The organism is Solibacillus sp. FSL R5-0691, from assembly GCF_037974225.1.
Taxonomy (GTDB): Bacteria; Bacillota; Bacilli; order Bacillales_A; family Planococcaceae; genus Solibacillus.
In genome coordinates this window covers 2832185-2854474 of sequence record NZ_CP150231.1, presented here as the reverse complement: position 1 = coordinate 2854474, position 22290 = coordinate 2832185, and the positions used below count along the sequence as shown (strand labels likewise).

The 22290-nt window shown below is 32.6% G+C and carries 14 protein-coding genes; 11 read left to right on the top strand and 3 right to left on the bottom strand.

From position 1 onward, the window contains the following. Positions 1-425 precede the first annotated feature (425 nt). From MKY51_RS14390 to MKY51_RS14370, 5 genes are all read left to right on the top strand, one after another. Complete coding sequence (locus MKY51_RS14390) at positions 426-1034, top strand: DUF1643 domain-containing protein (RefSeq protein WP_339173308.1); 609 nt, start codon at positions 426-428, stop codon at positions 1032-1034. 83 nt (positions 1035-1117) lie between these two features. Next, entirely contained in the window at positions 1118-1915 is a 798-nt protein-coding gene (locus MKY51_RS14385; protein WP_339173306.1) for an endonuclease/exonuclease/phosphatase family protein, read from the top strand. Between the two features lie 119 nt (positions 1916-2034). After that, entirely contained in the window at positions 2035-6711 is a 4677-nt protein-coding gene (locus tag MKY51_RS14380; RefSeq protein ID WP_339173304.1) for a type ISP restriction/modification enzyme, read from the top strand. A gap of 330 nt (positions 6712-7041) precedes the next feature. Further along, the gene (locus MKY51_RS14375; protein ID WP_339173302.1) at positions 7042-8181 is read left to right on the top strand and encodes an ImmA/IrrE family metallo-endopeptidase; all 1140 of its coding nucleotides are present in this window, start codon (positions 7042-7044) and stop codon (positions 8179-8181) included. Between the two features lies 1 nt (position 8182). After that, positions 8183-8593 carry a DUF4411 family protein gene (locus MKY51_RS14370; protein WP_339173300.1) on the top strand — a complete coding sequence of 137 codons (411 nt, stop codon included), beginning with the start codon at positions 8183-8185 and terminating at the stop codon, positions 8591-8593. Between the two features lie 926 nt (positions 8594-9519). Here the strand turns inward: MKY51_RS14370 and MKY51_RS14365 are convergent. Both MKY51_RS14365 and MKY51_RS14360 read right to left on the bottom strand, forming a co-directional pair. After that, positions 9520-10200, bottom strand: a complete 681-nt coding sequence (locus tag MKY51_RS14365) for a plasmid pRiA4b ORF-3 family protein (RefSeq protein WP_339173298.1) — start codon at positions 10198-10200, stop codon at positions 9520-9522. Further along, positions 10188-10706, bottom strand: a complete 519-nt coding sequence (locus MKY51_RS14360) for a hypothetical protein (protein ID WP_339173297.1) — start codon at positions 10704-10706, stop codon at positions 10188-10190. The genes MKY51_RS14365 and MKY51_RS14360 overlap by 13 nt, the downstream gene beginning before the upstream one ends. Before the next feature lie 299 nt (positions 10707-11005). On the opposite strand from MKY51_RS14360, the gene MKY51_RS14355 reads away from it, so the two are divergent. The 6 genes from MKY51_RS14355 to MKY51_RS14330 all read left to right on the top strand — a co-directional run bounded on the left by MKY51_RS14355 (position 11006) and on the right by MKY51_RS14330 (position 20950). After that, positions 11006-12463: a hypothetical protein gene (locus MKY51_RS14355; protein ID WP_339173295.1), complete on the top strand. Its 1458-nt coding sequence runs from the start codon at positions 11006-11008 to the stop codon at positions 12461-12463. Positions 12464-12830: 367 nt separating this feature from the next. Continuing rightward, positions 12831-13403 carry a TetR/AcrR family transcriptional regulator C-terminal domain-containing protein gene (locus tag MKY51_RS14350; RefSeq protein WP_339173293.1) on the top strand — a complete coding sequence of 191 codons (573 nt, stop codon included), beginning with the start codon at positions 12831-12833 and terminating at the stop codon, positions 13401-13403. A gap of 113 nt (positions 13404-13516) precedes the next feature. Further along, positions 13517-14308, top strand: a complete 792-nt coding sequence (locus tag MKY51_RS14345) for an SDR family oxidoreductase (protein ID WP_339173291.1) — start codon at positions 13517-13519, stop codon at positions 14306-14308. 1327 nt (positions 14309-15635) lie between these two features. Then, entirely contained in the window at positions 15636-16913 is a 1278-nt protein-coding gene (locus MKY51_RS14340) for a sigma-70 family RNA polymerase sigma factor (RefSeq protein WP_014822832.1), read from the top strand. Beyond that, positions 16903-20196, top strand: a complete 3294-nt coding sequence (locus MKY51_RS14335; protein WP_014822833.1) for a DEAD/DEAH box helicase — start codon at positions 16903-16905, stop codon at positions 20194-20196. Before MKY51_RS14340 ends, MKY51_RS14335 begins: the two co-directional genes overlap by 11 nt. Before the next feature lie 394 nt (positions 20197-20590). Beyond that, positions 20591-20950, top strand: coding sequence for an AAA family ATPase (locus tag MKY51_RS14330; protein ID WP_339173284.1), 360 nt, complete (start codon positions 20591-20593; stop codon positions 20948-20950). 3 nt (positions 20951-20953) lie between these two features. On the opposite strand, the gene MKY51_RS14325 is transcribed toward MKY51_RS14330, so the two are convergent. Beyond that, positions 20954-22141 (bottom strand): plasmid pRiA4b ORF-3 family protein, encoded by a 1188-nt coding sequence (locus MKY51_RS14325; protein ID WP_339173282.1) that lies wholly within the window; start codon positions 22139-22141, stop codon positions 20954-20956. Positions 22142-22290 lie beyond the last annotated feature (149 nt).

The following is a 22290-nucleotide window of genomic DNA, read 5'->3' as shown; positions in this document are numbered from 1 at the left end:
TCAGCCACAGAGTTATCATAAGGACATTCCCTCATGCTAAGGGGTGGATTACAATTATTTGAATTGCCTCTGAAATTAGATTTGTTATTGAACTCTTTTCTACAGTCAGTATGAAACAATTTGACTTTAGCTTATATATTCACAATCACTTAATATACAAGCTCTTGCGTTTCTATTTTCAATAGTGTTATTACCATTGATTTCACAAATTAACAGGTCGACAAATAGGCATGCACTATGCCACTTGCTACTTTTTATGATAATTAATAAAAGAGTTGAGAGAAATTTAAATTTCTCTCAATTTTTTTTGCGAAAAAATTAGTGCGAGAAAATATAGAATCATAATAAATATAAATATCCAAAGATAAAACATGGGAATAAATGTATAATTAAAGTTAGCAACATTCGAAATAGGGGGCTAGCGTATGTGGATTAATGATACTGCACAAGCATTTGGATTAGTGCAAAAGACGGGAATATGCAATCTTATAGAAGGCGTTGCTGTTTTTAATCAAATGCAAACGGAACGGTATATACTTGAAAAACGTTGGCAGAACGGTGAGAAAATTTTTCTTGCTTTTATGATGAATCCGAGTAAAGCTTCTCATATAACTTCAGATCCTACAGTAAATCAAATGATTTCTTTAGCGCAAAAAAATGGTTGTGATGCATTACATATAGTAAATGTTTCTAGCATAATTGACGGGAATAGTAAAAACCTATCTAAACAGCATTTTAGTTTAAATGAAATAAACTGGAGATTTATAAAAGAAGCGATGGAAAATGCAACTATAATATTTATTAGCTGGGGGATTAAAGGGCAACAAGGTATAAATACTTGGATGAAATTATGCCTTGAAGCTTCAGAAGTATTTAGTAGAATCCAATCTAAGCTCTATTCTTATGAAGTATTAATAGCAGTTAAAGAGAAAATTGGATATGTACCTCATCCTAGGCCGAGAGGTAACTTGAATAAATATATTAATGTACCTGTAAGGAAAATCTTAGAAGATGAATATTTTAAATTGTTTTAAAGAGCTGGAATGTGATTAAGGATTCCAAATGTACAATTGAACTATGTAATCTAACTATTGAAATAAGGTTAAGGGGGAAGAAAATGAAAATTATCTCATGGAATGTTAAGAATGGACTAAATAATATTGAAAAAATTAAAAGAATATCTAGTTTAGCACCTGATATTGCAATACTACAAGAAGTACAAAATTCGCAGAAATCAGAAAAGCATTTTCAATTTGAGGATTGTTTATGGGTGGGAGAAGGTAAGGCAAGGGGATTAGGAGTAGGTGTATTTACCTTTTCAAAAGACTATAAGCTGGATTTGTTAGTAGAAGACATAAAGTATGAATGGATTATCCCCATAAAAGTGAGCGGAAAAGAAAATTTTACACTTATTGCAGTTTGGACTAAGAGAATGCCTTCTGCTTCTTATGGAAAAGTTTTATATAATGCATTTATTGAATATGAAAATCTTATTAAAAATGGTCCAGTAATTATTATGGGTGATTTTAATCTTGAAAAAAGAGTAACTTCTAGTTATTCAGGTTTAGGTGGTAAGGGTGGATATAATAAAATTATTGACTTATTTAATAGCTTTAATTTGACAAGTTGTTATCATCATATTAATAAGGAGGAATATGGTATGGAGAGCAAATATACTTACTATCATCATCAGAATTTAGAAAAACCTTTTCATATAGATTATTGTCTAGTTTCTAAGGAGTATATACCTTTTATTAGAAAATTTAGCATTGGTGAAGTTAGTGAATATCTAAGCGTTAGTGATCACTCGCCATTAATCTTTGAAAGTGAATTGAATGAGTGTAGTGCTAAAGGGAAAGATGAATTAGGCAATAATAAAATTGAGGACAAGGAAATATCAAATTTATTAATTTAAGCTCACGCAAAACAAGAATCAATAGAATTCCGTAGATGCTTATGTTTTATCAATGATATATATACTTAAATGCTATAATTATTCTTATAGTTTTAGAAATTAGAAAAATAGGTGATTACATGGCTGAAGAAATAAAAAGCGCAAAAAGCTTCATATCTTTAGTAAAAGAAATGGACGCTGATTACAATACACAGCGTGATAGAGGTACAATGTTCGAATTATTATCACGCACATACTTTAAAAATGAACCAATGTACAAGCGTTTATTTGATGAGGTATGGACATTAAATGAAGTCCCTCTTGAGTATGGTATTCCTAAATCAGATACAGGTGTAGATTTAGTAGCAAAGGAACGTGAAACAGGCTTATTAGTGGCGATTCAATGTAAATATTATGCTGAAGATACAATAATTCAGAAACTACATATTGATTCATTTTTAAATGAAGTCGGTAAGAAGTTTTATGCTAAAGGTATCATTATTACCTCAACAGACAGATGGGGGAAAAATGCAGAAGAAGCGTTGATTGGACGAGATAAAGAAATTACTCGAATTTCATTGACGCAACTTAAAGATAGTCAAATTGATTGGTCAGAATTCACTTTTTCTAAACCTGAACAAGTTAAAGTTCAACACAAGAAAACTCCAAGAACCCACCAAATTCCTGCCATTGAAGCAGTTATTAATGGTTTTGAAACAGCTGACCGTGGGAAGCTTATTATGGCTCCTGGTACTGGTAAAACTTATACTTCTATGGCAATTGCTGAAGAACTTGCAAAAAAGAAAAATGATGTTTTCCGGGTACTTTATTTAGTACCGAGTATTCAACTACTTTCACAAACGTTACGTGGATGGACAGCAGATACAAATTATAATATGGATGCAATTGCTGTATGTTCCGATCGTAAAGTAACTAAAAAAGATAGTAATGATGATGTAGCTGATATTAACGTTGCAGATATTGGTTATCCAGCAACTACAGATACAAATAAGCTTTTAGAATATCAATCTAGAATTGAGAATAGCGATGAAAATGGCGATTTCTTAACTGTATTTTCAACATATCAATCAATCGATGTAATTATTGAAGCTCAGAAGAAAGGCTTTTATGAATTTGATTTAGTAGTATGTGACGAGGCGCATCGTACTACGGGAGCAACTGAATTAGGTAATGAAGACAGTAGTTTTACAAAGGTTCATTATGATGAAAATATTAAAACGGCAAAGCGCTTGTATCAAACAGCGACTCCACGTGTATATGGTGATGCAGCTAAGCAAAAAGCAGATGAAATATCAGTAGTTATAGCTGATATGGATAATCCTGATTTATACGGTGAGGAGTTATACCGTATTGGATTTGGTGATGCTATTCGTCAAGGTATTTTAACAGATTATAAAGTAATGGTATTAGCAGTAGATGAAGAAATGATTACTAAAAGATTCCAACAAATGTTTGCGGACAAGAATTCAGAATTAAAATTCGATGATGTAACTAAAATAGTTGGTTGTTGGAATGGTTTAGTGCGTCGTCGTAGTAATTCAGATGAAGCTTTAGGTGCACCTATGAAACGTGCAATTGCATTTAACAGTACTATTCGTGAGTCAAAATTAATTTCAGATATGTTCTCGCATGTAGTAGACCAGTATTTATATCAAGATAACGCTGAACATGAGCGCCAATATGAAATCGAAATTGATCATGCAGATGGTTCAATGAATGCATTAGAAAAAAACAAGAAAATCTCTTGGTTAAAAGATGAAGTGCCTGATAACACTTGTCGTATTCTTTCTAATGCCCGCTTCTTAACAGAGGGTGTAGATGTACCAGATTTAGATGCAATTATGTTCTTGAAGCCTCGAAAATCAAAAATTGATATTGCACAGGCAGTAGGACGTGTAATGCGTAAATCTCCAGGTAAAGACTATGGATATGTTATTTTACCAATTGGTGTTCCAGCAGGTGCCGATACAAATAGTGTTTTAGATAATAATGATAAATATCGTGTAGTTTGGGAAGTACTCAATGCTTTACGTTCATTGGACGAAAGATTTGATGCAACTATTAATAAATTGGAATTAAATAAAAAGAAACCTGACCAAATTCAAATTATAGGCGTAGGTGATGCTCCAGAAGACGGGGAATTAAAACCTACTACAGAGCAAATATCATTTATGTTATCAGAAGATGATTTTAGTGACTTAGAGCGGGCGATTTATGGGAAAATTGTTCGTAAAGTTGGTAATGTACGTTATTGGGAAGATTGGTCAAAAGATGTAGCAGAGATTGCTCAACAGCATATGCTACGTATTCGAGTAATGCTAGAGGATAAAGAAAGTGAAGCATATAAAGAGTTCCAAAAATTTATTAAGAGTTTACGTTACAATATCAACGACTCAATTAGTGAAACTCAAGCGATTGAAATGTTAGCGCAGCATTTAATTACAAAGCCAATATTTGAAGCGTTATTTGATTCTTATAGCTTCGTGCATAATAATCCTGTTTCTAAATCAATGGATAGGATTTTATCTATTCTCGACGAACAGGGCCTAATGAAAGAACAAGAAAAGTTAGAATCTTTCTATGAAAGTGTACGTGTACGTGCTGAAGGTATAGATAACTTAAAAGCCAAACAAGATATTATCATACAGTTATATGATAAGTTCTTTAAAGTAGGTTTTAAGGAAACTACAGAACGCTTAGGGATTGTTTTCACACCGGTAGAGGTTGTAGATTTCATAATTCATTCCGTTGATGATGTGCTAAAGAAGCACTTTGGTAAATCACTAGCTAGTGATGGAGTACATGTATTAGATCCATTTACTGGCACAGGTACATTTGTCACTCGTTTATTACAAAGTGGACTAATTCCTAAAGAAGATTTATTACGTAAATATACACAAGAAATACATGCAAATGAAATAGTCCTATTAAGTTATTATATTGCAGCCATTAATATTGAAGAAACATTCCATAGTTTAACTGGTGGAGAGTATGTGCCATTTGAAGGGATTGTACTAACAGATACATTTGAAAGTACAGAGAACAAAGACTCGTTTATGGATGAGTTATTTGATGAAAATAATGCCCGTTTAAAACGCCAACAAGAAGATCCTATTTTCGCTATAATTGGTAACCCACCGTACTCTATTGGCCAAAATAACGCAAATGACAATAATCAGAATCAATCGTATCCAAATTTAGATTATAATATTGATTCAACTTATGCGAAGTACTCATCAGCCAACCTAAAGAAAAGTCTCTATGATTCTTATATCAAGGCTTTCCGTTGGGCAAGTGATAGAGTAGAAAGCAAAGGAATTATAGGGTTCGTTACAAATGGATCATTTATTGATAGCAATAGTACGGATGGACTGCGAAAATGTTGGTTTAACGAATTTAATTATATTTATGTATTTAATCTTCGTGGAGATCAAAGAACTTTAGGTGAAAAATCTCGTCAAGAGGGCGGAAAGGTTTTTGGATCAGGAAGTAGAACACCAATTGCTATTACTATTTTGGTGAAGGATGGATCAGAAAATCATAAAGTTTATTACCATGATATTGGAGATTATTTATCCCGAGAAGAGAAGTTAAATATTATATCCAAATTTAAATCTGTTGCTAATATAGAATGGACAATAATAAGTCCTGATGAAAATAATGATTGGATTAATCAACGAGATAAAAATTATAATAAATATCCAGCTTTAGAGGGCAATATTTTTATAAATAAAGCAATTGGAGTTAGTACAAATAGAGATACTTGGGTGTACGGATATGATAAAAAAAGAGTTGTTGAAAACGTTCAGATTATGGTGGGAAATTATAACTCAGAGGTAGTCCGTTTAAATCATATAACAGAGGAAAAAACAAAAGTAAATTTAATTAATAACGCTGATAATTTTGTGAAATGGAGTACAGGACTTAAACAAAAGCTAATTAAGGGAATTCAAATTGAATTAGATGATAGTCTTGTAATCGAAAGTATGTATCGTCCTTTTACAAAGAAATTTTTATATTATCAAACAGATATTATTGAGCGTCCGAGTAGATATAAAGATGTTTTTGGTAAGGAAAATAAAATAATTTATGTCACAGGTGCTGGAGCAAGTAGAGATTTTTCTTGTCTAGTTATTGATAAAATACCAAACTTAGATTTAATGGAAAAAGGGCAAGGTTTTTATTTGCTAGATAATAGGGATTCAAATTTATTGTTTAATCAAACCAATATTGATGAAAGCTTTAAAAACAAGATTGGTCTTTCTGAAGAGGATATATTTTATTATGTATATGCTGTTTTACATTCTAAGGAATATAGAGCACAGTATGCTAGTAACCTAAAAAAAGAATTACCACGTATCCCTATACTAAATAATAAAGAAAATTTTGTAGCTATAGGAAAAAAATTAGTTTATTTACATCTTAATTATGAAAATTTAGAACCGAATAAAAATATTGAAATTCAAATCAAAGCTAATCCTTCTTATAATGTAATAAAAATGAAGCATCCTAAAAAAGGTATTTTGGATAAAATAATTTTTAACAGTGATATCACTATTGTAAATATACCTATGAAAGCTTACGAATATATTGTAAACGGTCGTCCAGCAATTGAGTGGATTATAGATCAATATCAGGTAAAGGAAGATAAAAAAACAGGGATAGTTGATGATCCAAATTTATATTCTCAAGATCCAAAGTATATATTAAATTTATTGTTATCTGTAATTCAATTGTCTATCCAAACAATGGAATTAATTGAACAACTTCCTGTATTAGAAATAATTGAATATTAGTATACATTTATTAAAAGAATAAATAAACGTAGTCAAAACCGTAGTCAAAAAAAATAATTGCCCCCGCAAGTATTGATATAACAATGTTTTAAGGAGGTGGGTTCGACTCCCACCGTCTCCATACATAGGAATCAAACGATTTCAAAAAAGACCGAAACCCTTGGTAAATAAGGGTTTCGGTCTTTTTATGTTTTTAGCCGATTTTGTGCTGTGGCATTCAATGGCATTCAATTTGGGAGTCAGTGAATATAAAAGTACCTTAATAGATATAGTAATGTAATAGATTATATGCTACGCTTAAATAAATTCCATATTATGGGTGGTGAGTTAATGGTTAATGTTATAATCAAACCTCAAATTATAGAGTGGGCTTTACAAAGAGTAGCTAATGAGGAAAAAATATTGGGGAAGTTCCCTGTAAAAAAATGGATTAGTGGCGAGAAGAATCCTACATTTAAGCAATTAGAAGCATTTGCTAGTGCGACATATACACCATTAGGGTATTTTTTCTTGAATGAAGTACCAAATCTAGATTTAGCTATACCTCACTATCGCACGTTATCAGACGAAACACTCGAAAATCAAAGTCCAGATTTAATAGAAACAATTCATACGATGGAACGTAGACAAGAATTCATGAAAGAATATATGAAAGAAAATATAGGCATTGAATTAGAATTTATTAATTCATTTAGTGGAAATAATCCTCAAACTATTGCAGCTAAAATATATGAGATTTTAAATTTACAAGAAAACTGGGCTTCTATAGAGAAAAATTATGATGATGCACTAAAATTACTTATTTCTAAATGTGAAGAGCAATATATAACAGTAATGGTAAATGGTATAGTTGGTACTAATACTACAAGGAAACTTAATGTTGAAGAATTTAGAGGATTTGTATTAGTAGATAAAGTTGCACCGTTAATTTTTATTAATGCTTCAGATTCTAAAGCAGCTCAAATATTTACATTAATACATGAAATAGCGCATCTAATTATAGGATCTACTGCTATAGTTGCTGCATCCCCGTTAAACGATTCTGATGGGGATATTGAAAAACTTTGTAATAGAGCAGCTGTAGAATTTTTGTGTCCGGAATCTATATTTATTCCTTCTTGGAATGAAATTAGTGAAGATAAGTTTGAAAAACTATCAAATAAATTTAAAGTGAGTAAGATTGTAATTGCTAGAAGAGCGTTAGATTTGAAATTAATTAACAAAGAAGAATTTTTTAGATTTTATACTATATATAAAGAAATGCTTTCAAATCTGAATAAAGAAAAATCTAGCGGCGGTAATTTTTACAATACTACTAGAAGACGCTTAGGTAACCTGTTTACTTCTGCAATAGATTACAAATTGAAAAATAAATCAATTCAATATACTGATGCATATAAATTAACAGGGTTAAAAGCCCATACATTTCATAATTATATTGACAGATTTAATAAATTAGGAGGTTGGTGAAATGTACTTATTAGATGCTAACGTCTTTATTAATGCGTATAGAGATTATTATTCGTTTGATATTGTCCCAGACTTTTGGAATAGATTAGTAAGTTTAGCTGGTAATTCGCAAATATGTAGTATCGATAAAATTAGAGATGAATTATGTACAAATATAGAAAATCCAGATGAATTACACATTTGGAGTGCTAGCCAATTTGAAGCTTATTTTAAAGAAACAGATGCAACAGATGTTATCGAAGCATATTCTCGAATTCAACAGTGGGCATTTGGTAATCCTCAATTTACAGAAGCAGCAAAAAGTGAATTTGCATCTAATGCCGATGCTTGGTTAATTGCTTATGCAAAAGCCAAAAATGCCACAGTTGTAACGCATGAAGCATTTAACAGAGACGTAAGAAAGCGAATTTAAAGATAAGCTAAAAACGAAACAACTTGCAGAAGCTTTAGAAAAAAGCCCACAATATGCAAGGAAAATTTTGAAAAATTTAGAGGAAAAAAAGCTTCTAGAAAAAGTAGCGACATCTGAAAGAGACCCGAATTTACATTATGTGTTGAGTAGAGGAGAAGACGTGGAACAGCAAGAACTTGACATCACTTAAGCTAAGCTTGACGCGAAGCAACCGGAACTTCTCACGATATAACTATTGAAAGAAGCACAAGTAGCAGTAGTTACAGAGGTAATGAGCGAAATAGCATGACGTGAACTAACGCAAGCTTGACGCGAAGGAGCTGGAGCTTGTCACGAATAGCTATTGAAAGAAGCACAAGTAGCAGTAGTTACAGAGGTAATGAGCGAAATAGCATGACGTGAACTAACGCAAGCTTGACGCGAAGCAACCGGAGCTTGTCACGATATAACTATTGAAAGAAGCACAAGTAGCAGTAGTCAAAGATGTAATGAGGATAATAGCTTGACGTGAACTAACGCAAGCTTGACGCAAAGGAGCTGGAGCTTGTCACGAATAGCTATTGAAAGAAGCACAAGTAGCAGTAGTTAAAGATGTAATGAGGATAATAGCTTGACGTGAACTAACGCAAGCTTGACGCGAAGCAACTGGAGCTTGTCACGAATAGCTATTCCAAGGAAAAGAAGTAGCCATAGCTACAAGAATAATAGGAGTATCAGCTTGCCTCGAATTAGTTGAAGCTTGTAATGCGAGATCAAGTTATTAATATTCTGCATTTATAAAGGTAGAGAAGCCATATAGATTTCTCTACCTTTATTTTCGTTGTTTTTCTTTGTAGCAATGTGCACAGCCTAAACCTCAAGTTTGAGATGGGGTGGTTTATTTTTATGTCTGAGTCACTGTTAACAGCAAAATAGCACGACAACACCTATTTAAACCTTGCTAAAAAATCCTCGTTATCTAAAATATGTTCATTCTCAAAATAGCGGTAGTTGTACAATATATCCTTTAGGCGATGATTCGTATACTTTAAAGAAAAAGTTCGTTCCTTTTGTGATGCTGCCCAAGCGTGCATATTTTCATATTCAGGGGAAGTCGGATCATTGATGACTGTTAAATATTCATTGAAGCCATGTAAGCCACCAACATCCTCAGGTGGGCGTTCACCTTTGCCTTCTATTAATTTTGCATGCTGTAATGTGGCAGTGATTGTTTTTTCTAGTGTAATAATATGTTTCCAAGAGTCGCCGAAATCATATTCGTAAATGACTTCTGGATGCTGCGCGAAGACGTCCTTTAGCGAAACAAAGCGCTCTTGTACAATTTCATTGCCTGAAAAATTAGCGAATTCCATTGTCTCAGGGTCATCATCCATAACAATTTTAAGATCCTTGTTATCTTTTCGCAGGACAGAAAATTCATGTAAGTGATAGTTTTGCCAGTCGAAAACGATTTGGATTAAATTGTGAAGATGTCTAAATGAATAGTTCGATGGAATCTGTACACGTCGCCAAATGTCATGGCCGTCTAAGGCGAGCTGAATATTCAGTTGATAGAGCTCGACATCCATTATATCTGCAACGTCCTTAACATCAGTTAATTTTGCCAAACTCTCCAGCATTCTTTCATTCGGATAAAAGCCTTTTTTTGAGCATCTGATTGAATCATTCTACCAACAAGCGGCGTAATAAAGCGCTGAATAGTCGCATCTTTATCAAGTAATTCTGCCCACATTTCAACCTCATTTACAGTATTATTCAATCTAGCGACCATGCTTCGATTGGCAGTTTTTGAAAAACTTAGGCCCTTTGATGAAGCCAGGTACGTTTCAATAACCGCATTGCTAACACCTTCCATTCGCAGAGCAACGCGAATCGCTTCGTGAATTAACTCCTCCAGATTAGCAAGGTCCTTCTTTAATAGACGATTGATCACGACGGGAAATCGTGTTTCATTATTCATCAAAACTAAAACTTTTCTTCTATAAATTGTGACGATGTTGGCATGCCAGCCGAATAAACTTTCAGGGTACTGGTCAAAGCCATCTGGTGATACTAATTGTGAAGCGTCAACGTTTAGCGTATCTAGTACTTTCTTTGTACATTGAATAATCATAGGTTTCTCATTTCAATCACAGCGATTGATGGTTATATGTAATGTTTTAAGTATAGATTAAAAAGTTAAGTAGCTCCAATTTTTGTGCGAATGACTTTTATAAAAAATATGGATACCGCATAGGGGTGCGATGTCCCTTTTTAATCAATAAATTTACTGAACTTTAAAACGCTTGATAAAATATCACACCATAAACAGGGATTATCAACCATAAGAAAATTTTATAAAATAGTGTAAAAATATGAGTTTTACAGGATAATTAAGTAAATTCTATTAAATTAATTATCGGAGGCGTTAATGTGCACCAAATTCGAATTCGAAGTATAAAAAATCCTACTATTTATCGTATTGTTCAAGTATCTGAAAGTATGAGCCTTTTTGATTTGGATACAATTATATCAACGGCATTCTCGATAGAAGATGAAAGCGATGTGTTTTTTGAATTTTTTCAAGTAAAGGGAAAAAAATCGCATCAAGTGATTCCACTCTATAGTGAGAGTTATGATGAATTTGAAAGCTTGGAAGAAACGGTTGGAGAATGGTTTGTAAAGATTGATGATGGAATGGATTATATGACTGAAACCGGAATAAAACTAAAGCTTACATTAGAAAAAGTAATTGAAATTGAAGATGTAGAAGCTTGTATCATAGATGGACAAGGGGATTTATTTTCAAAACGAAAAAATATTGATATTGATGCGTTAAATAAAGTATTGCAACTGGAAATGGAGTTAGATAGAAGTTTATTTTCTGAAATTGAGAAAGGTTTAATGGACAATTTATTTCCGGATTACTTAACATTATTCGAGGTAGCAGACGAGTTTAAAAAACTGAAGCCTTGGCAGTATTTTAATAATGAAGATATTATTGCGGTTCAGTTAAATGATATGAAGTACTTTATTTCTGTTATGGGAGCTGGTGGCCAGGAATATGGATTAATGATGTATGATGAAGCCTTTGGTTATCAATCATTAGAGAAAATTATTAACGGTGAAGCTTTATCGGATGATTTTTCAATTGATATGAGTGCATTAACGGTGAATTATGTTGACCGAGATGAACTTGATAAAGAAGATTATGAACTAATTAAAGAACATGGCTTATCGTTCCGCGGGAAGAAAAACTGGATTGCTTTCAAAACATTTGAACCTGGATTTGTTCCGATGCAGCCGGATTATGATGAAGTAGAAACGATGATTGAGTTAATAGAACTGATGATTCAAGTAACCAAAATGCGGATGAGTGGCTGGGAATATCCGATGGTGCCAATGTATGGCTATCCTCTATTTGAAGTGCAAAATGATGGCGAAGTGGATTTGTTAGGCATTATTGAAATGGAACGAATTGAAGATTGGGTGCTCGAGATTGATGTAAATGATTTAGAAGTTGCAAAAATAAAAAAGAAGCAAAAGAGTCCACTAGAAATAGAATTTGATTATTTTTATATGCCTTATGCAGTAGACGGGGAGGAGGAACGTCCACTGTATCCTCTTATAAATATAATAGTTAATCATACTACTGGAGAAGTTATTCACCATGAAATTGTTCCATTTCGGAAACATTCGTTTGTTCAGCAATTGTTGTTTTGGAATATGTTAAAGGATTTAGCGGTTCTTCCTAGTAAAATATTCGTATCAGCAGAAGTATGTCGTATTTTAATGCCGGTTGCAAAGCTTGTTGGAATCGAATTGGTAGTAAGTGAGCTACCAAACGTTGATGAGTTTAGAGAAATGTTGAAGTTTAATCCACCATTTTAATTTAAAAAGTGCTAGGTACTCAGATAATTATTTTTAATTAAACTATGCTAGTAAGAAATGAAGGTAGAGAAGCCACACGGACTTCCCTATCTTCATTTTATTTCCGGTGTTTTTCTTTGTAGCAATGCCCGCAACCATCATATACAGCTGGGTATTTTAAAGTGTAGTCCTCGTCTGTATCGATTCTATTTTCATTGCTAATTTCAGAAATCTTACATGCTGCAACCGTATAGGCAGTGCGATGAACTTCTTTATCTTGACTATTATAACTAGTGTGAGTGCCTGATACTTATGTTATATATAGTATAATTGATATTAATAAATTCCTTTAAATTTATAATCTTGAACTAAGAAGAGTGGTGCATGCATGGTGGAAAAAGAAAAAGTTTTGCACGAAACAGCGCTTAAAATTATGAGTAGTTTTCATAAGCTTGTCATGGATAAGGATTTTACGAAGCTTACGGTTGCTGAAATTTGCGAGGCCGCACAAGTTTCACGAAAGACGTTTTATAAATACTTTCAAGATAAAAACGATATCGTTGAGCAAATATTAATTAAAGACATTATTGCACCGATGGAGAAGTTGCGAGAGCTATATATAAATATGGACTTACCATCAGGAATGATTCTGGAGTGGCAATATCAGCAATTTTACAAGGAACGCAAATTTTATGAACGCATTAGTGCATTTACAGGGCAAAATTCTTTTTATGAATTTGTATTAAAGCATTCGGGTGAAATCATATCGAATAAATTAAAACCGTTAAAGCTATCTGACTTAGAGCATGAATATATGACTTACTTCTATGCGTCATCACATACAATGCTACTCGTGAAATGGATGAAAGATGGTATGCTGATTCCACCAAAGCTGATGGCATCCTACTATGAGCGATGGACACTTCCTATTTTTCAAAATTATGATGAGCAAGGTAGGTAACAAATGGTTTAAATTGTCTCCTTTAGCGTAACACTTAGCGTAAAGTCGGAATCGTTTATCATATGTAGCACATCTTATACTATAGTTAATGACAAATTGAAGGAGTGTTTGATATGCAATTAAAAGATAAACGCATTATCGTGACTGGTGGCGCAAGTGGTATCGCTGCAGGTACTGTTCGTGCTTATGTACGTGAAGGTGCAACAGTAGCAGTTCTAGATATTAATGAAGAAATGGGTCAACAAACAGTAAATGATGTAAATGCAGAAGCTGGTGTAGCGGGGAAAGCGACATTTTATCGTTGTAATATCGCAAATCAAGAAGAAGTATTCTCTGTATTTGAACAAGCCGCAAAAGATATGGGCGGTTTAGACGTTTTAGCACATATTGCAGGTGTAGAAAAATTAAAACCTGCTGAAGAATATACGCCAGAAGATTTAGCATTCCAATTAGGCGTAAACATTAACGGTACAATTTATACAAACCAAGCAGCGTGCAACATTTTCAAGGAGCAAGAAGGGGAAGGTAATATCATCAACTTCTCTTCTGATACAGCTTCAACAGGTATGCCAGGTGGTGCATTATATTCTGCTTCAAAAGGTGCTGTATATTCTTGGACACGCACAATTGCATACGAATGGGCATTGAAATACGATATCCGTGCAAACTGTGTGAACCCAACGATGAAAACACCAATGTACGAGCACTATTTAAACAACTTAACTGATGAAGCCCGTGCAAAGTTTTTAGAAGCTGAACGTCTGAAAGTACCTTTCCGTGGTGAAATGGGCGATGTAGATCGTGACATGGCACCAGTAATGGTATTTTTAGCATCAGATGCATCAGGCTTCATTAATGGTCAAATTATTCCGGTAAACGGTGGCCGTAATATGTTACGTGGATAATTTCCCACAAGTTATAACAGTTCTGCTTAATAAAATATTATACTCACAGTTCGATATAGCCCTCTAAAATATAAATGAGCGGAATGAAAAGGATCACTTTTATGAGTGGTCTTTTTTGGCATTATGCTAATTCTGGACCAGTAGTAACGATAAATTTTGCCATATGTATATCACCTCCTCACAATATGAGCCTCATCGTAAAAGTGATGTATACGGCCACTCGAAAGAAAACCTTTTTTTGGCAGTGGGGACAATAAAGTTCATTTTTAGCTGATAAAGACTTTAAGAGGGTCTTATCATCATTGAATGCAAATTGTTTTTCTCTGTTTTGATCAATTGCTACGAACATTTTCTCACCTCTTTTAGTAAGGTATTTCTTTTACAATTTAGTAGGATAATACTTGGAATTTGATACATTAACGATAATCACATATATTTACATTATTGTAAAAAGAATGTGGGGATTGAACAAAATAAAAAAAGAATTGTTAATAATTTTTTTAACTTTTTTATACTAGGTGTACCTAAATAGTGTAAAATTATGGTACTTATATGAGGTGGGGTAATATTTTGGTAAGTCCAATAAGTATAATTAAAAAAATTCATTCTTATTTAAGGCAACGAGTATTCAAGAAGCTGCAAGTTTTCTAGCAGAATATCTAAATACAACTAAATATAAGTGAGGTTATTCATGTGGTAAATATTTACTGATTATAAAGGTTAAGATATGATAATCTATAAATAGGTAGTTATACATAGGAGGATTTTCATGATTACAGGTGACATTAAAATTAAAATTGACGGGATATGGTCGACTCTTTGAACGGAAGGGAATATAAACTAATTAACAAATATTGAGTAACTAACATATTTAATATTTATTAAATGATTAGATGAAAGTGAATTACGGAAAAAAATTAAGCGAATTTTTTAGGATTAGAACATAAGGGGATTTTATCAGAATTCCCAACTGATTTTACAGTTGTACAAACAGAACATTGGTCGAAATTGCGTTGGACGCAATTTATCAACTGCTTGATGGAGAAATGCATATAAAAGAAAAATGGTCGGAAAATGAGATCTCTATTATTCTTGAACATATATAATGTGGGAATATAAATATAGATATTTTAGAAAATTATGTAATGTGGTAAGTTTTAATAATGTCTTTAATATGGTCTATAATCGTGCAACAGCTTTTGATGAAAAAATGAAAAAGTACTTGTAAATGCTAATGACTATGATCGTAAGGCGATGACAATGTAGCTTTTAAAGATTATAAGATAACTATAAAATAACGGTTTGGTAAGTAAGGGAAGTGATGTAAATGAATAAAAAGCTAGATGATCTACTTTCTCAGATTAATGATAATTTTCGTTTTGGTAGTAAAATAGAGCAGAATATTGTTGACCAGTGGTTTAAAGAGTACACACTTGACATCGAAGAAAAGTTTGCCGTTTATGATGAACTAGATTCTTTGCAAATTAAATTCATTGATCATCCCAAAACGGTATTAAAGGCAAAATTATTGAAGTTGTATAAATGTATTGAACTAGGAAATGAAATTAAAAGAAGTATTCTTATAAAATGGTTCAATCAAAATAATATAGATGAGAGTATACAGGAGAATATTCTAAGTGATCTAACGAGAAAAGATTATATCATTATTGACGATACAGTGCAAGCGGAAAATGGAATTGATTTTGATAAGCTTGATGATTTCTTTGAAAATGATTTAGATTCTTTATTGGATGACGACAGCTTCATTGAACATGTTGATTCACTCGAAGATGTTATTGATAAATCATGGAATATTGAATATTTAAAACAAATACATTCAGAAGATGAGTTTAAACGAAATAAGTCACTTAGCAATCTAGTAGAAGCGAATAGAAAATTAGTATGGAAGATTGTAAAGCATTATTCAGGCTTAGCAACAGTGGGATTCGATGAGAATGATATGTATCAAGTTGGTTTTATTGGATTACTGAAGGCTGCAGAAAAATTCGATGTTTCCCTAGGCTATCAGTTTTCAACTTATGCAACTTGGTGGATAAGACAAGCGATTACTAGGGGGATAGCGGATTATTCAACATTAATACGAATTCCGGTTCATTATCGAGAGAAAATGAATAAATTCATAAAAATCGAGAATGAATTGTGGAATGAATTAGCTAGACCTGCTACAACATTTGAGATTTCTAAAGAAATGGAAGAACCAACTAATGTAATAGAAGAATTACGCTTTTATATTTCACAAAGTAACTTAGATAGTCTTGATCGCCTTGTTGGAGATGATGAAAACACATCATTAGGTGAACTTGTGTTAGATGATAATTTAAAAATGCCTGATGAGGAATATTATAAAATTGAATTAAGAAATACAATTGGTGAGATCTTTCAATCGAATTTAACGGAGAGAGAAATGCAAGTTTTATATTATCGTTTTGGATTTAAAAACGATGAAACAAAGACATTGGAGGAAGTTGGACAAATATATAATTTGACAAGAGAAAGAATTCGACAAATAGAAGCCAAAGCTCTTAGGAAGCTTCGAAAACAAAAAACGACTACAGTGTTAAAGGAGTATTTGTATGAATATTGAAAAAAAAATTGAGAAAATCGTGGAACAAAATGGACCATCGATTGTTGTTTTAAAAGGTTTTAATACAAGCGAATTAAAAAGAGAGAAAAAGTACTTTTCGTTTAATATAGACTACTTCGATACAGTAGATTTACCAACGTTACAAGAACAGGTTATAGAGGATATTATTCAACATCGTACTTTTACAGATGATTATTTATGGATGACAATTGAAGAATATCAATTATTTAGAGATCAAGAAGCAATTAATAAAATGCCTGTATTGGTGATTGAAAATAATCTGTTTAATAAACAGTATCCATACAGAGGTACACTGTCAAATGTTGAGAGCATTTATCATTATTTATATTATCAAGAAGATAATGAATTAGAAAATGATCAGTTAAAAATATTAGAAAACGTCTCAAAATTTTATGGACAAATAGATTATTCAAAGCATAGCGGAAATTATTATGTGACGTATCCAGAATTTGATGAAAAACCATTGACGTTCAAATATTATGATGAGAAGGAATATGAATTTCAATTTAGCGAAGATTTTCCTACCGAAAATATTTCGCAAATAGAATTATCGGATGATGAACTTCCATTTTTAGATCTTATTATGAACATTATAGCAAAAGAAGGCATCAATAACGTTTTATTTGTTTTATCAGGAACAAATGAGCTACTACCTAATAACTATTTAGAGCGTATCAATGTTCTCGCTAATATTTCTGATATAAATATTTATTTTACAACATTATCAATAAGAAGAAAGGTAATAGTGAATGAAGATGCCTATGTAAAAATATTGAATGAAGTTTATGGGTACGATGATTACAAAGAAATTGAGTTTTATAAAAACATAGAAAATCAATCTAAAGAAACGTTAAATATTTCGCAAGCTCAAATTATCGATGATATAGTCATTCAGGCAGAAAAGGCAATGCAGGGTGAAGATTTTCGAGATATATATATAACTGCAGCAACAGGAGCAGGAAAATCAGTGATGTTCCAAATCCCGGCGTTATATCTAGCAGATAAATATGCAGATGATAAACCTTTAACTTTAGTTATATCACCATTAATTGGTCTAATGAATGATCAAGTTGACAGTATGCAAAGAAAAGGAATTAAAAATTCAGCAACAATAAATGGAAATACTCCACCTTATGAAAAAGAACGTATACTTGATGAAATTCAAAATCAGCAAGTTGATATTTTATACTTATCTCCTGAAACGCTTCAAGCTCGATCCGATATTAAAATGCTAATTGGTAATAGAAATATTGGTGTGGTGATTATTGATGAGGCTCATATTGTAACTACTTGGGGAAAATCGTTTCGTTCTGACTACTGGTATTTAGGTATTTATCTAGCTAAGTTAAGAAAGGCGTATAAATTCCCAATCGTTACATTCACTGCAACGGCTATATACGGTGGGCGAGAAGATATGTATTTAGATACGAGAAATAGTCTTAATATGATAAGTCCTATTTCATATTTCGGAAAAGTTCGACGTGATGAGTTATTTATGGTTGTTCAAAGTAGTGAAAAAGATTTAGAGAAAGAAGGAAGGGATTATCGAAAAACGAAACACGCGTTAGCGTTGAGACATTTACTAAAAGCTCATAAAAACAAACAAAAATCATTAGTTTATTTCCCAACAGTAAAATTGTTGACAGATTTTAATAACTTTTTAACGCAAAATGCACCAGATCTTGCTTCAATTACAGGTAAATATCATGGAGGCCTTTCAAAAGAGGAAAAAGATGAGGTTTTATATCAATATGTAAGTGGAGATTTACAATTTGTTTTAGCAACGAAAGCCTTTGGAATGGGAATCGATATTCCTGATATTACAAATGTTTATCATTATGCTCCTACTGGCAATGTTGTTGATTATATTCAAGAAATCGGAAGGGCAGCTCGGGATAAGAAAAAAGTTGCTAATGGATTTGGTTTGATTGATTTTTTAAATCGTGACATGAACGAGGTTAAACAGTTATACGGTATGTCAGCGATTAGAAAGAGTCAAATTATAGAGGTTATGAAAAAAGTTTTATCTTTATATAAAGAAAAAAGTTATAACCGTAATTTAATTATTAGTCCAGAGGATTTTAAATATATCTTTGTTCAAAACAAACGTGATGAAGATTCATTAGACAATAAAGTGAAGACAGTTTTATTAATGATTGAGAAAGACTTTTCTTCACCTAATAAGCTAGGATATTCGCCATTTGTTGCGAGACCAAGGAGTCTATTTGGGAATGATTTAATATTGGTTACTCCTGAATTAGAAAGAATATTTATTCATTCAAGCTTAGGAAGGTATTTTAGCAAGCTATACGAAATACAGAGTGAGAGTTATTCTGCTATTTATCAGGTGAACTTGAGTGGAATATGGGAAAAATATTACAGAAGTATGTCTTTTCCTAGTTTCAAATTTGCATTATATTCAGCGGAAGAAAGAGGGAAACTGAAGCATAAATCTATTTTTGAAAAGCTTATATATGTTTCAGGGGTAGAAGTAGGGTTAAATAACAATGAATCAGTTGAGTCAATTGTTTCCGAGTATAATTTAATTTTACAGGGATTTGAAACATTCGTTAATAGTTATAAAATGTCTGGTAAACAATTTTCGGTTGATGATCTTGGCTATCATTTTATGAAAGTATTAAAAATCTCTGATAAGTTCGAAGCAATGACGTTTGCACAAACAGTTATTAACGCATCATTTGAATATTCAAAGATAAAAGAGATTAAATTCATATCTGAGCGTCCGAACAGTGGAGATTCTAAACCGAAGTATATCATTCACAATGATGGAGATTTATTCACTACATTCATTAAGAGAGGTTTGTTAGCAACATTGAAGCCGAGAGATAACTTTGTTGAAAACGGTGGCGATATGCTTACATTTTCCATGAGGGCAAATAGTGTTGAATTAGATGAGAAATTAGCAGCACTTGGAATTGGGGAGAGTCGAAAGTTATTAAATTATCAAGTGGTGGGTGGAAACAACCCACAAATATATTTAAGAATGAACTCAATTTATCCACTAGAAAAATCTATTAAACAAGGTGACTTTTATCAGAATAGCATATTAAAAGATGTTCAGGATAAACATTATACAAGCGTAGAAATGTTGAAGTATCTTTTTACAAGAGAACAAGAAGGAAATTCACCAAAAGAAAAGATTCTAAATTACTCAAAATGGTTTTGGGATAATATAGAAGACTATTTTATGGGAATTCTACCAAGCGAAGTAAAGAACGCTTTAAGTAAACCGAAAAAATAAAATCTATCATTTTAACAATGAAATGGATTAGTTAAGATTTTATCTACAAAAAACTTTTACCGCACATAATAATAATTATATGCGGTAGAATACAAGATATAAAAAATTTATTAGTGAATTGGAAGATTGTGAATCTAAGAAAATTATTTTGGTTACCACTAATGATTGGAGTATTGGAAAATGTAATATTGAAGAACATGTGGATTAAGTATTTTTTTATAGTGTTGAAAACGATAATCCACAAATAATGAGAAATTTAAGAAACAATGGGGCTATTTAATGAAACTTTAGCAAATCTAGTAGTTCTATACTTTTCAACACCTAGACTAAAATAATTGAGATACCAAAACTAATCCCGTAACAAACTGCATTTAAATGGAATGGAGAAAAATAAATGTTATTAAAAAAACTCAAAATTTATAATTACAAGAAGTTTGAAGATTTTTCTTTAGATTTTGATAATAACTTTTCAATAATGATTGGGAATAATGGGGCCGGTAAATCAACGTTATTGGAAGCTATTCATTTAGCCTTGACAGGGACAGTAAATGGGAAACCTATCTTTTATGAATTATCTCCCTATATTTTTAATGGGAAAATTGTTAACCAGTTTATTGAGGAAGTGTATGAATCCAGGCAATACGAAGGAATGGATGACACTCAAGGAAAAAACCGCCTAATCAAATTTGATCTAGGCGGTTCATTTTGTTTAAATAGCCTATCGATTATTTGTACCGAAAAAATATCACCATAACACCTATTTCAACCTTGATAGAAAATCATGAGTATCTAAAATCTGTTCATTTTCACTATAGTAATAGTTGTTCAAAATGCTCTTGAGGCGATGATTCGTATAATCTAGGGAGAAAGTTCGTTCCTTTTGTGATGCAGCCCATCCCATAAAGTCTTCATCTTCAGCGGAGTTAGGATCATTGATCATTGCTAAATATTCATTGAAACCATGTAAGCCGCCAACATCCTCAGGTGGGCGTTCGCCTTTTCCTTCAATCAATTTTGCTTGCTGTGACGTTGCAGTTATTGATTTTTCCAGTGTAATAATGTGCTCCCAGGAGTCGCCGAAATCATATTCGTAAATGACTTCCGAATGCTGTGAGAAGATTTCCGCCAGCGAAACAAATCGTTCTTGTACAATTTCGTCCGCAGAGGAATCGGCAAATTCAAGTGTATTAGGGTCATCATCCATGACGATTTTAAGATTCCTGTTATCTTTTCGCTCGACATAAAACTCATGTAAGTGATAGTTTTGCCAGTCGAAAACGATTTGGATAAGGTTGTGAAGGCTTCGGAATGAATAATTAGCTGGGATCTGTACACGTCGCCAAATTTCATGGCCATCTAAGTCGAGCTGAATGTTCAGTTGATAAAGCTCGACATCCATGATTTGCGTAACGTCCTTAGCATCAGTTATTTGTGCTAAACGCTCAATCATTTTTTCTTTCGGATAATAGCCTTTATTTTGAGTATCGGATTGAATCATTTTACTAACAAGCGGGCTAATAAAGCGCTGAATTGTCACGTCCTTATCGAGAAATTCTGCCCAAATTTCAACCTCATTTACGGTTCTGTTCAATTTAGCCACCATGCCTCGATTGGCGGTTTTTGAAAAACTTAAGTCCTTGGATAAAGCAAAGTACTTTTCGATAACCGATTCGCTAACACCTTCCATTCGAAGGGCAACTCGAATACCTTCGTAAATTAAGCTATGAAGATTGGCAAAATCTTTCTTTAAAAGCCGATTGATCACGACGTGAAATCGCGTTTCATTATTCATCAAAACTAAAACTTTTCTTCTATGAATTGTGACGATGTTGGCATGCCATCCTAGTAAACTCTCAGGATACTGGTCAAAACCATCTGGTGATACTAATTTTGAAGCGTCAATGTCTAGCGTATCTAATACTTTCTTTGTACATTGAATAATCATAGATTTCTCCTTCCAATCTCAGTGATTGACGGTTATGTGTAGTAGTTAAAGTATAAATTAAAAAGTTAGTGAGCTCCAATTTTTGTGCTAAGGTCTTTTACAAAGTAAAAAATGGATATCGCATAGGGTAGCGATGTCCATTTTAAATC

Bases quoted from the DNA above. Each gene is read 5' to 3' on its own strand.
- MKY51_RS14390 (WP_339173308.1), top strand. From the start codon at position 426: ATGTGGATTAATGATACTGCACAAGCATTTGGATTAGTGCAAAAGACG.
- MKY51_RS14385 (WP_339173306.1), top strand. From the start codon at position 1,118: ATGAAAATTATCTCATGGAATGTTAAGAATGGACTAAATAATATTGAA.
- MKY51_RS14380 (WP_339173304.1), top strand. From the start codon at position 2,035: ATGGCTGAAGAAATAAAAAGCGCAAAAAGCTTCATATCTTTAGTAAAA.
- MKY51_RS14375 (WP_339173302.1), top strand. From the start codon at position 7,042: ATGGTTAATGTTATAATCAAACCTCAAATTATAGAGTGGGCTTTACAA.
- MKY51_RS14370 (WP_339173300.1), top strand. From the start codon at position 8,183: ATGTACTTATTAGATGCTAACGTCTTTATTAATGCGTATAGAGATTAT.
- MKY51_RS14360 (WP_339173297.1), bottom strand. From the start codon at position 10,706: ATGATTATTCAATGTACAAAGAAAGTACTAGATACGCTAAACGTTGAC.
- MKY51_RS14350 (WP_339173293.1), top strand. From the start codon at position 12,831: ATGGTGGAAAAAGAAAAAGTTTTGCACGAAACAGCGCTTAAAATTATG.
- MKY51_RS14345 (WP_339173291.1), top strand. From the start codon at position 13,517: ATGCAATTAAAAGATAAACGCATTATCGTGACTGGTGGCGCAAGTGGT.
- MKY51_RS14340 (WP_014822832.1), top strand. From the start codon at position 15,636: ATGAATAAAAAGCTAGATGATCTACTTTCTCAGATTAATGATAATTTT.
- MKY51_RS14335 (WP_014822833.1), top strand. From the start codon at position 16,903: ATGAATATTGAAAAAAAAATTGAGAAAATCGTGGAACAAAATGGACCA.
- MKY51_RS14330 (WP_339173284.1), top strand. From the start codon at position 20,591: ATGTTATTAAAAAAACTCAAAATTTATAATTACAAGAAGTTTGAAGAT.
- MKY51_RS14325 (WP_339173282.1), bottom strand. From the start codon at position 22,141: ATGATTATTCAATGTACAAAGAAAGTATTAGATACGCTAGACATTGAC.